This window comes from Streptomyces sp. NPDC059906 (genome assembly GCF_042730645.1).
GTDB classification, from domain to species: domain Bacteria; phylum Actinomycetota; class Actinomycetes; order Streptomycetales; family Streptomycetaceae; genus Streptomyces; species Streptomyces rubrogriseus.
Genome location: NZ_JBHWKU010000019.1, coordinates 47,414 through 58,217, shown reverse-complemented (window position 1 = coordinate 58,217; position 10,804 = coordinate 47,414). Strand labels below are relative to the sequence as shown.

Genomic DNA, 10,804 nt, shown 5'->3' with positions numbered 1-10,804 from the left:
TCATCCTCGGGAAAAACCTGGCGAACGCTTTTGCCGCGGCGTCGGTCCAGGCAACGCAGGCAACTACAACAAGGCCCCGATCCGAGGATCGGGGCCTTTGCTGTGGCTGGGGCCGGGGTCGAACCGGCGACCTATCGCTTTTCAGGCGATCGCTCGTACCAACTGAGCTACCCAGCCGCGAGGTTTCACGTGAAACCTCAGCGGTCCTGACGGGATTTGAACCCGCGGCCTCCACCTTGACAGGGTGGCGAGCACTCCAAACTGCTCCACAGGACCAAGCTTCGTACGACAGTGTCGCACATGTACCGCGTGCCCCCAACGGGATTCGAACCCGTGCTACCGCCTTGAAAGGGCGGCGTCCTAGGCCGCTAGACGATGAGGGCTATCGGCCCGCCTGGGCGCTTCGCAGCGCGTCGGGGACAGCAGAAGCATATGGGATGGCGGGAGGTATCGCCAAAACGGTTTACGGAGTGCTGGGGGCGGGGCTTTCCGGGGTGGCGGGAGAGGGGCTGCCGGCGGAGCGGGAGGCGCCCGGGGCGGAGGGGGAGGAGCCGGGGACGGAGGGGGACGGGCTGGTGGGGGAGGGGGACGGGGTCGCGCCCGGCTGGTTCTCCTTCGGCAGGTGGCGGCTCACCTCGGCCGTCGTCAGGCCCAGACCGCCGAGCTTGATCTCGTCCCACGCCTGGAGGCGCCGGGAGTCCCGGTCGAAGTAGAGGATGGACGCCTGGATGGGGTCGGGGTACTTGCCCTCGACCGCGCGCAGGCCGCTGCCGCCGGTGGAGCCCTCGGTGCGCAGCCGGGTGCCGTACTTCATGACCTCCATGTCCTCGTGGTGGAGGTGCCCCGCGAGGACGAGGGGCACATCGCCGTCGACCTCGCGGGCGGCCGACGGCTCGTGGGTGACGGCGATGTCCACGGGGGTGCCGGCCGCGCTCTGGTCGCGCAGGGCGGAGGCGAGGCGGGCGCCGGCCAGTTCCTGGGAGGCCTCGGCGCCGTCCGCCTTGGAGCGGTCGGGGGTGTACTGCGGGTCGCCCATGCCGGCGAAGCGCAGGCCCGCGACGGTCCGGGCGTGGCCGTCGTCCAGGACGTGCACGTTCTTCAGGTGTTTCAGGTACTCCTGGGTGCCGCGCGAGTCGTGGTTGCCGCGGACCCAGACGTAGGGCGCGCCGAGGTCCTCGATCGGGTCCAGGAAGCCGTTCTCCGCGGCGGTGCCGTGGTCCATCGTGTCGCCGGAGTCGACGATCACGTTCACCTTGTACTGCTCCACCAGCGAGCCGATGATCTTCCAGCTCGCCGGGTTCAGGTGGATGTCCGACACGTGCAGGACGCGGATCGTGGTCGGGTCGGGCTGGTAGGCGGGGAGCGTCGAGGTGACGTCGTAGAGCTTGGTCACGTTGGTGACCAGCCGGGCCAGCTCCTTCTGGTAGACGTCGAACTCGGTCACGATGCTGCGCGCGTCGCCGACCAGGGAGGGCGCGGAGGAGAGCAGGCCGGAGAACTTCGGCTCCAGGACGGAGTCGGGGTTCCAGGTCGCGTAGGCGGTGCCGCCGGAGGCGACCAGCAGGGTGAGCGCGAGTCCCCCGGCGGCGAGCGCGCGCCGGGGGCGGCGGTAGACGACGAGGCCGAGGGCCGTGGCGCCGGTGACGACGGCCACGCAGGAGCGGACGGCCAGGTCGAGCGTGCCGTGCTCGACGTCCTGGGCGACCTCGTCCTGGAGCCCGGAGAGGCGTTCGGGGTGGTCGACGAGGGCCTGGGCGCGGGCGGGGTCGAGCTGGTCGACGTTGACGTCGAGGCGGACCGGGGCGACGTGGCTGTCGAGCTGGAGGGCGCCCAGCGGCGAGACGTTGATCTTCGTGCCGCCGGCCAGCGACGGGCGCAGGGTCATCGTCGTGTTCATGGGGCCGACCGGGGCCCGGACGTTGCCGACGACCAGCAGCCCCAGCCAGGCACCGAGCAGGACGACGGCGACCAGACCCGCGGCCCGGGTCCAGGGGTGTGAGCGGGCGGCGAGTTCGGGGGTGGCGGACGCGGGCCGGCCGCGGCGTGCGCGCCGGTCGCGGTAGCGGCGGGTGAGGATGCGCGAGACGTTGCGGATGGGGTTCATCACCTCGGCCAGGGCGTGCGGGGCTGCGGCGGGGACGCGGGCCATTGGTCCCGTATGCCCGTGGCCCGGGGCGGATATGCGGGTCGTACTCCACGGTCGTACCCGACAATGGTCCTGTGCTGGAGATGACGCGCGAGGAGTTCGAGGAACTGGTCGCCGAAGCCCTGGACCGGATCCCGCCGGAGCTGACGCGGCTGATGGACAACGTCGCGGTGTTCGTCGAGGACGAACCGCCGGCGGACGATCCCGAGCTGCTCGGGCTGTACGAGGGGACGCCGCTGACGGAGCGCGGGGAGTGGTACGCGGGCGTGCTGCCGGACCGGATCACCATCTACCGGGGGCCGACGCTGCGGTTCTGCGCGACGCGTGAAGACGTGGTCGCCGAGACCGAGGTGACGGTCGTTCACGAGATCGCCCACCACTTCGGGATCGACGACGCGCGGCTGCACTCCCTCGGGTACGGGTGACGCGCTCGGGTCAAGTCCGCCTCGCCGGGCGCGTGTCCTCTTGTGGGTGACGGGAGTTGGGCACGTCGACTCCTTGACCCCCGGAGGTGGCCGCCCGTGCGCCCCTTGTACGTACCTGTCCGTATGGCGGCCACCGCCCTGGCCGTCGTCGCCGCCGCCGGCTGCATGAGCGTCGGCGACGGCGGGTCCGGCGGGGGCGCCAGGCCGTCCCGGTCCGCCGGGGAGCGGGGCGGCGAGGCGCCGGAGGGCGGCCCCGCGGTCTCCGGGGGGAACGCCGGGTACGGCGCGGCGGCCGCCGACGAGGGGCACGGCAAGGGGAAGAAGGGCGCGGGCGGGGACCGGGCCGGGGGCGCCGGCAAGGGGAAGGGCGGCGAGGGCGGCAAGGGGAAGGACGCGTCCGCCTCGGCTCCTCCCGCCGCGCATCCGACGGGGGCCCCGCCGCCGAACGGCGGGAACCACGGACCCGAGCCCACCCGGACGCCGCCCGCGGAGCCCACCCGGACGGCCGAGCCGGAGCCGACGCCGACCGAGGAGCCGCCCGCCTCCCCGACGCCGGACCCGACGGTGGCCGAGCCGTCCTCGTCGGCGCACGAACCGCCCGGGACCCAGCTGGAGCAGCGGGAGCCGGCACCGGCGGCCGGGACGCCGGCGTAGGGCGGGGTGGACGGGGCGCGGCTCGGTCGGGCAGGCCGGCGGCCGGGGGATCCACAGGCCGCTGAGATCCACAGGCTGCTGAGATCCGCAGGCCGCTGAGCTGGGGCTGAGCCGGGCGTGTGCTGCCGGTTTGCCTTCGGGGGTGGAGGGTGCGTATGGTGGTAGATCGTTTGATCCCATTTGCCCGGCGCCACCGCAGAGCGCGCCGTGTGGCGCGTACTCTCCCCTTGCCGTGGTGGACCGCATCGAGGCGGTCGTATTGCGAATCGCGATTCACGGAGTTGACGGGCGCGTGCCGACGAGAGACTCCGGAAGGTTTCGCATTCGCATGTCCATGACCAGTACTGACCACGTCGTCGTGCCCGGAAACGCCGAAGGCGTAGAGGGCGCGCCGGAGGCCGTCGAGGCCGTAGCCGCCTCCGCGACCACCGAGTCCCCGGAGGCCGTCGAGGCTCCCGAGGCGGCTCCCGAGCCGACGTTCGCCGACCTCGGTCTGCCCGAGGGCGTCGTGCGCAAGCTCGCGCAGAACGGCGTGACCACCCCCTTCCCGATCCAGGCCGCGACCATCCCGGACGCGCTGGCGGGCAAGGACATCCTCGGCCGGGGCCGCACCGGCTCCGGCAAGACCCTCTCCTTCGGTCTGCCGACCCTGGCCACGCTGGCCGGCGGCCGCACCGAGAAGCACAAGCCCCGCGCCGTCATCCTCACCCCGACCCGCGAGCTGGCCATGCAGGTCGCCGACGCGCTCCAGCCGTACGGCGACGTCGTCGGTCTGCGGATGAAGGTCGTCTGCGGCGGCACCTCCATGGGCAACCAGATCTACGCCCTGGAGAAGGGCGTCGACATCCTGGTCGCCACCCCGGGCCGCCTGCGCGACATCATCAACCGCGGCGCCTGCTCCCTGGAGAACGTGCAGATCGCGGTCCTCGACGAGGCCGACCAGATGTCCGACCTGGGCTTCCTGCCCGAGGTCACCGAGCTGCTCGACCAGGTCCCGGCCGGCGGCCAGCGGATGCTGTTCTCCGCCACGATGGAGAACGAGATCAAGACCCTCGTCGACCGGTACCTGAAGGACCCGGTCCACCACGAGGTCGACGCGGCCCAGGGCGCGGTGACGACCATGTCGCACCACATCCTGGTCGTGAAGCCCAAGGACAAGGCGCCGGTCACCGCGGCCATCGCCTCCCGCAAGGGCCGCACCATCATCTTCGTCCGCACCCAGCTGGGCGCCGACCGGGTCGCCGAGCAGCTGCGCGACGCCGGTGCCAAGGCGGACGCGCTGCACGGCGGCATGACCCAGGGCGCGCGCACCCGCACGCTGGCCGACTTCAAGGACGGCTACGTCAACGTCCTGGTCGCCACCGACGTCGCCGCCCGCGGCATCCACGTCGACGGCATCGACCTGGTCCTGAACGTGGACCCGGCCGGCGACCACAAGGACTACCTGCACCGGGCCGGCCGTACGGCGCGCGCGGGCCGTACCGGCACGGTCGTGTCGCTGTCCCTCCCGCACCAGCGCCGCCAGATCTTCCGGCTGATGGAGGACGCGGGCGTCGACGCCACGCGCCACATCATCCAGGGCGGCGCCGCCTTCGACCCCGAGGTCGCCGAGATCACCGGCGCCCGGTCGATGACCGAGGTCCAGGCCGAGTCCGCGGGCAACGCGGCGCAGCAGGCCGAGCGCGAGGTCGGTCAGCTCACCAAGGAGCTGGAGCGGGCCCAGCGCCGCGCCAACGAGCTGCGCGAGGAGGCGGACCGCCTGGTCGCCAGGGTCGCGCGGGAGCGCGGCGAGGACCCGGAGACGGTACTGGCCGAGGTGGCCGCGACCGTGGCCGAGCCGGAGGTCTCGCTGCCCGAGCAGTCCGGCGCCCGGGACGTGGAGAAGGCGGAGCGCGGCGGCAACGACCGCGAGCGCTCGTACGACCGCCGCGACTACCGTCGGGACGACCGCGGTGACCGCGGTGGGCGTTCGTTCGACCGGCGTGACGACCGTGGCGGTTTCCGCCGCGACGACCGGGGCGACCGTGGTGGCCGTTCCTTCGAGCGTCGTGACGACCGGGGTGACCGTGGTGGGCGTTCGTTCGACCGCCGCGACGACCGGGGCGACCGTGGTGGCCGTTCCTTCGAGCGTCGTGACGACCGCGGTGACCGTGGTGGGCGTTCGTTCGACCGCCGTGACGACCGTCGGGACGACCGTGGCGGCCGTTCCTTCGAGCGCCGTGACGACCGCGGTGACCGCGGTGACCGCGGTGGGCGTTCGTTCGACCGGCGTGACGACCGTGGCGGTTTCCGCCGCGACGACCGGGGCGACCGTGGTGGCCGTTCCTTCGAGCGCCGTGACGACCGCGGCGAGCGCGGCGGGCACCGTGGCAGCGACCGCCCGTTCAACCGCGACCGTCAGGGCGACCGCCCCGGCTTCCGCTCCGGCGGTCACGACCGTCCGTACGGCCGCCGCGACGACCACCGGGGCGACCACCGCGGTTCGTCCTTCGGCCGCCGTGACGACAAGCCGCGCTGGAAGCGCAACGGCTGACGTCAGAACGTCAGAACGTCTGAACTTCTGAACGTCTGAGAAGCGCCGTGGCCTCCGCCCCGCCGGGTGGAGGCCACGGCGCTTCGCGTTGCGGTCCGGTTCCGGCCACGAAGTCCCCGGCGTGACGCATGTCACGCTCGCCGCAAGGGAATTGCTGGGGGCATGACAGATGACGCCAAGGCGAGTGGGCTGTCGGACGAGGAACGGCTGGCCCAGCTCGGCTACACCCAGGTTCTGGCCCGCCGCATGTCGGCGTTCTCCAACTACGCGGTCTCGTTCACGATCATCTCGGTCCTGTCGGGCTGCCTGACCCTCTACCTCTTCGGCATGAACACGGGCGGCCCCGCCGTCATCACGTGGGGCTGGGTCGCCGTCGGCCTGATGACGCTCTTCGTCGGCCTGGCGATGGCCGAGATCTGCTCGGCGTACCCCACCTCGGCGGGCCTGTACTTCTGGGCGCACCGCCTGGCACCCCCGCGCACGGCGGCGGCCTGGGCGTGGTTCACGGGCTGGTTCAACGTGCTGGGCCAGGTCGCGGTCACCGCCGGCATCGACTTCGGCGCCGCGTCCTTCCTGGGCGCGTACCTGAACCTCCAGTTCGACTTCGAGGTGACACCGGGCCGCACCATCCTCCTCTTCGCCGCGATCCTGATCCTCCACGGCCTCCTCAACACCTTCGGCGTCCGCATCGTGGGCCTGCTGAACAGCGTGAGCGTGTGGTGGCACGTCCTGGGCGTCGCGGTCATCGTCGGCGCCCTGACCTTCGCGCCCGACCACCACCAGTCGGCGTCCTTCGTCTTCGGCGAGTTCGTGAACAACACGGGCTGGAGCAGCGGGGTGTACGTCGTCCTGATCGGCCTCCTGATGGCCCAGTACACCTTCACCGGCTACGACGCCTCCGCCCACATGACCGAGGAGACGCACGACGCGTCCACGGCCGGCCCCAAGGGCATCGTCCGCTCCATCTGGACCTCCTGGATCGCGGGCTTCGTCCTCCTCCTCGGCTTCACCTTCGCCATCCAGTCCTACGACGGCGCCCTGACGTCCCCGACCGGCGCCCCGCCCGCACAGATCCTGCTCGACGCCCTCGGCGCGACGGCGGGCAAACTCCTGCTCCTCGTCGTGATCGGCGCCCAACTCTTCTGCGGCATGGCGTCGGTGACGGCCAACAGCCGCATGATCTACGCCTTCTCCCGAGACGGCGCGCTCCCCTACTCCCACATCTGGCACTCGGTGAACCCGCGCACCCGCACGCCCGTCGCAGCAGTCTGGCTGGCCGCCCTCGCCGCCCTGGTCCTCGGCCTCCCGTACCTGATCAACGTCACGGCATACGCCGCCGTGACGTCGATCGCGGTCATCGGCCTCTACATCGCGTACGTCATCCCGACCCTCCTCCGCGTCCGCAAGGGCGCCGCCTTCGAACGCGGGCCCTGGCACCTGGGCCGCTGGTCGCAGGTGATCGGCGTGGTGGCGGTGACGTGGGTCGGCGTCATCACGGTGCTGTTCATGCTGCCCCAGGTCTCCCCGGTCACCTGGGAGACCTTCAACTACGCGCCGATCGCCGTCCTGGTCGTGCTGGGCTTCGCCGCCACCTGGTGGCTGGCCTCGGCCCGGCACTGGTTCCTCAACCCGGACCACGAACGCACCCGCGCCCGCGCGGCCTCCCGCGCGAACGCCCCCGAGCCGGTGGACCCGTAGCCCGCCCTGCTCCCGCCGCCCTCCGACGCGGCCGGGACCCCGATACCCGATCGGCGTCCCGGCCGCGGCGGGCTATGCTCGGTGTGGCAACATCACGCAGCACCGCACGACACACCGCCTGGGCCCTTAGCTCAATTGGCAGAGCAGTGGACTTTTAATCCATTGGTTGTGGGTTCGAGTCCCACAGGGCCTACCGAGGCCAGGGCCGTTCTGTGGCTCTGACCAGTGGTTTCGTGGCCCCGACCAGTCCTCCTGGCCGGGGCCACGCCCACGTGTGGAGTTCAGCTGCCGCGTCCTTTCTCAGGGTTCGCCGCCCCAGGCGTGGTCCCCTTTGTGGCATCGAAGGCGTTGGTGAGACCGTCGAGGCGGTCGGCAAGCTCCCGGAGCCGATCCGCGTGTGCCGTGAGGGGCTCCGAGAGGCGGCGCACATCGTCGGAACTGTGCGGGTGCCAGTCGCCATCCATCTCGACGTTCATGAAGGGGACGTGACCGGGTGGGCGGTCGGTGAAGGTCAGGGCTCGCGTGCGTGATGTCGACGCGGCAGCCGCCGGGCTGATGCTCTGCGGATACCCCTCACTGTTGACCCTTGCTTGTGGGAGCGGGCAGTTGCCATTGGCCGGCGAGTCCTGTGGCTGCACACCTACGGCGAGCGGTACGTCGACGAGACGGCCGGGAGGCCGTACGGGAGGGTGCTGCTACCACGCGACCGCCCTCGATGCGTCGAGGAGATCCCGGACGATGCGGAAGCCATGCCGGAGAAGCCGGCGTACGACCCCGTGTCAGAGGATCTGTGGGTCGGCAGTGGACGGATCAGTCCGGTGCCACGCGCGGTCCGGGAGTACCAAGTGTCCGGGATGAACGTTCTCGACAAGTGGTTCGGCTACCGTCGGAGGAACCCCGCAGGCAAACGACACCTCGAACTGGACCACGAGGTAGCTCGGCGCTGGCTTCCCTCATGGACAACGGAACTGCTGGAGTTGCTGAATGTCCTCGGCCTGCTCGTGCGAGAGGAGCCGGCACAGGCCGATCTCTTCAATGACGTGTGCGCAGGTCCACTGATCACGGTGTTGGACCTGACCGCAGCGGGGATCCTCCCCGTTCCCACAGAGGCAGCCAAGGCGCTGAAGGCGACATCGGACGCGGGCGACACACTATTCGACCTGTAAGCGAGAAAGCGGCCCCCGAACTACGTGCAGCTTCCCGGCGGGCCTGCCGCCTGCGGCGAGGCAGGCCAACTTGGAGACTAGGGTGAGGTGTTACGTGCGGCACCCGGGGCGGCCGGGGTTCTGATGTGAAGGGCGGGTCGGCGCCGTGACAGTGCAGCTTCCTCCTGAGCCGGTGTGCTTCGTCGACCGCGAGGAACCGCGAGAGCGGGTGCTGAGCGCGCGCAGGGAGTGGACGGGGCGGTCGCGGCCGATGCTCGTGACACTCAGCGGACCGCAGGGCATCGGCAAGACCGAACTGGCGCGGCTGCTCGCCCGAGTCCTGCGCGACACGTACGGCTACCCCGACGGGATCCTCTCCGTGGACCTGGACGACTTCCGGCAGGGCAGCGGGGCCGATCCCGGGAACGTGCTCACGGAGCTGCTCGTGGCGCTGGACGCGGAGCCCGGCTTCGTCGCGCAGGACTTCGCGGCACGGTGCAAGCAGTACTGGAACAGGACGGACGGCGCGCGGCTGATCCTCGTCGTGGACAACGCGCGCTACGCCTCGGAGATCGTCCCGCTGCTGCCGGCGTCCGGGGACAGCCTCGTGATCGTCACCAGCCACGCGCCGCTGCGCGACCTGGTGGACGGCGCCGCCCTGGGCATCGCGCTGCCGCCGCTGGAGGAGCGGGCCGCCACCGAACTGCTGGAACTGGTCGTACGCGACCCCCGGCTGGCCGCCGAACCCGAGTCCGTCCGGGCGCTGGTCCGCCTGTGCGAAGGCCACCCGGCCGCACTGCACGTGGCCGCCGGGTGGGTGCGCGAACACCGGTTGCGCCCCCTGTCCCGCCTCGTCTCGCGGCTGCGGGACGTGTGGGCGGAGAACGGAGTGCCCGGCGTGGAGCGCTTCTGGGACACCGTGTACGAGGGTCTGTCGCCCGCCGCCACGCGGGCGTACCGGCTGCTTCCCCACCATCCCTCCACCACCTTCACCCTGGACTCCGCCACCGCGCTGCTGGGCCGGGGGCCGGAGGAATGTGAGGAGGCGCTGGAGGAGCTGGACCGGGCCGGGCTCCTCGACCTGAGCGACGTGTTGGCCTCGGCGAACGGGCGGATGCGGCTGCCCGGCCCGCTGCGCGCCCACGCGCTGCGCCGCTCGCGTCAGGACGCCCGGCCGGACGAGACCCGCGAGGGCGTGGAACGGCTCCTGCGGTGGCTGGTCCGGCAGTTCCAGCGCGCCGACCGGTTCGCCGCCGGTCCGCGGCTGCTCGTCGGTGCCCCGTTCCCCGCCGTGGAGGGCGCGCCGGACGCCACGCTGGAGGATCCGCGCGCGGCGGCCGACGAGACGGAGAGGACGGCGCGTACCGACCGCGCCTCCGCCTGGCTGCACGACGAGCGGCATGTGCTGTTCGCGTCGCTGCGCCTGGCGCACGAGCGGGGGATGGACGCCGAGGTGGTGGCGCTCTCCGAGGCGGTGTGGACGTACGCGCTGGACCATCCGCACCGGGCGGATGTCGTCGGGGCCCTGCGGCTCGCCGTCGACTCGGCGGTCCGGGACGGTGCCCGGGCGGCGTGGCTGGTGCGTACGCGCTGCCAGCTCGCCCGCCACCTGTGGGAGGCCGGGCTCCTGGACGAGGCGGCGGCACAGCTCGACCGTGCCGGTGCGGTGCTCGGGCTGCTGGGTGACGACGAGGTGGGGCGCAAGCTCGCCGCGTCGTTGCTCGAGTCCCGAGGCATGCTCGCCGGGGCCCGGGACGACTGGGACGCCGCGGTCGCCGAGTTCGCGCGGTCGCGCCAGATGCACGCCGAGATCCCCAATCCCTACGGAGTCATGCTCCAGACATACCGGATGGGGTTGGCCAGGGCGAAGCTCGGTGAGCTGGAACCGGCCCGTGAGCTGCTCGCCGAGGCCCACGGCATGGCGGTGGCGCAGGAACGGGAGCGGATGAGCCGCCGTACCGGTTTCGCGCTCGCCGGTGTGCTGTGCCGGCTCGGCCGGACGGAACAGGCCCGCCCGTTCTACGAGGAGTCCCTGAACGCCGCCCGCCGTCGTCGGTCGGGATTCGACCAGGCCCGGGTCCACGACGCGCTGGCCGAGCTGTGCCGGGCGGAGGGGCGGAGTACCGAGGAGGCGGAACACCGTGCGGCTGCCGCCGACATCAGGCGTCTCAGCGGGCTGGACGGGTAGCGCGACGGGGAGCGG

Annotated in this window: 8 protein-coding genes and 4 tRNA genes; 7 read left to right on the top strand and 5 right to left on the bottom strand. The window is 71.9% G+C overall.

Annotated features, from left to right (window positions below):
- Window positions 1-103: 103 nt before the first annotated feature.
- From ACFV9J_RS26260 to ACFV9J_RS26245, 4 genes are all read right to left on the bottom strand, one after another.
- Window positions 104-177, bottom strand: a tRNA-Phe gene (locus ACFV9J_RS26260).
- Window positions 178-201: 24 nt separating this feature from the next.
- Window positions 202-276 (bottom strand) — tRNA-Asp (locus ACFV9J_RS26255).
- Window positions 277-310: 34 nt separating this feature from the next.
- Window positions 311-383 (bottom strand) — tRNA-Glu (locus ACFV9J_RS26250).
- 80 nt (window positions 384-463) lie between these two features.
- A complete protein-coding gene (locus tag ACFV9J_RS26245) occupies window positions 464-2,149 on the bottom strand; it encodes a metallophosphoesterase (protein WP_385357726.1) in 1,686 nt (561 codons plus the stop codon).
- Between the two features lie 71 nt (window positions 2,150-2,220).
- Here ACFV9J_RS26245 and ACFV9J_RS26240 point away from each other — a divergent pair, with 71 nt between their 5' ends.
- The 5 genes from ACFV9J_RS26240 to ACFV9J_RS26220 all read left to right on the top strand — a co-directional run bounded on the left by ACFV9J_RS26240 (window position 2,221) and on the right by ACFV9J_RS26220 (window position 7,649).
- Window positions 2,221-2,571, top strand: coding sequence for a metallopeptidase family protein (locus tag ACFV9J_RS26240; protein WP_011029427.1), 351 nt, complete (start codon window positions 2,221-2,223; stop codon window positions 2,569-2,571).
- Between the two features lie 96 nt (window positions 2,572-2,667).
- Window positions 2,668-3,225: a hypothetical protein gene (locus ACFV9J_RS26235; protein ID WP_385357723.1), complete on the top strand. Its 558-nt coding sequence runs from the start codon at window positions 2,668-2,670 to the stop codon at window positions 3,223-3,225.
- A 328-nt stretch (window positions 3,226-3,553) separates the two neighbouring features.
- Entirely contained in the window at window positions 3,554-5,758 is a 2,205-nt protein-coding gene (locus ACFV9J_RS26230; RefSeq protein WP_385357721.1) for a DEAD/DEAH box helicase, read from the top strand.
- Between the two features lie 162 nt (window positions 5,759-5,920).
- Window positions 5,921-7,456 (top strand): amino acid permease, encoded by a 1,536-nt coding sequence (locus ACFV9J_RS26225; RefSeq protein WP_385357719.1) that lies wholly within the window; start codon window positions 5,921-5,923, stop codon window positions 7,454-7,456.
- A 120-nt stretch (window positions 7,457-7,576) separates the two neighbouring features.
- Window positions 7,577-7,649, top strand: a tRNA-Lys gene (locus ACFV9J_RS26220).
- A gap of 88 nt (window positions 7,650-7,737) precedes the next feature.
- On the opposite strand, the gene ACFV9J_RS26215 is transcribed toward ACFV9J_RS26220, so the two are convergent.
- A complete protein-coding gene (locus ACFV9J_RS26215; RefSeq protein WP_385357716.1) occupies window positions 7,738-8,094 on the bottom strand; it encodes a DUF6907 domain-containing protein in 357 nt (118 codons plus the stop codon).
- Between ACFV9J_RS26215 and ACFV9J_RS26210 the strand changes: the two genes are divergently transcribed.
- Together ACFV9J_RS26210 and ACFV9J_RS26205 are read left to right on the top strand one after the other, a co-directional pair.
- A complete protein-coding gene (locus ACFV9J_RS26210) occupies window positions 8,017-8,622 on the top strand; it encodes a type ISP restriction/modification enzyme (protein WP_385357936.1) in 606 nt (201 codons plus the stop codon). The genes ACFV9J_RS26215 and ACFV9J_RS26210 overlap by 78 nt on opposite strands.
- A 250-nt stretch (window positions 8,623-8,872) precedes the next feature.
- Window positions 8,873-10,789, top strand: coding sequence for a hypothetical protein (locus ACFV9J_RS26205; protein WP_385357714.1), 1,917 nt, complete (start codon window positions 8,873-8,875; stop codon window positions 10,787-10,789).
- Window positions 10,790-10,804 lie beyond the last annotated feature (15 nt).

Coding starts and splice junctions, on each gene's coding strand:
- ACFV9J_RS26245 (WP_385357726.1), bottom strand. CDS start 2,149: ATGGCCCGCGTCCCCGCCGCAGCCCCGCACGCCCTGGCCGAGGTGATG.
- ACFV9J_RS26230 (WP_385357721.1), top strand. CDS start 3,554: ATGTCCATGACCAGTACTGACCACGTCGTCGTGCCCGGAAACGCCGAA.
- ACFV9J_RS26225 (WP_385357719.1), top strand. CDS start 5,921: ATGACAGATGACGCCAAGGCGAGTGGGCTGTCGGACGAGGAACGGCTG.
- ACFV9J_RS26205 (WP_385357714.1), top strand. CDS start 8,873: ATGCTCGTGACACTCAGCGGACCGCAGGGCATCGGCAAGACCGAACTG.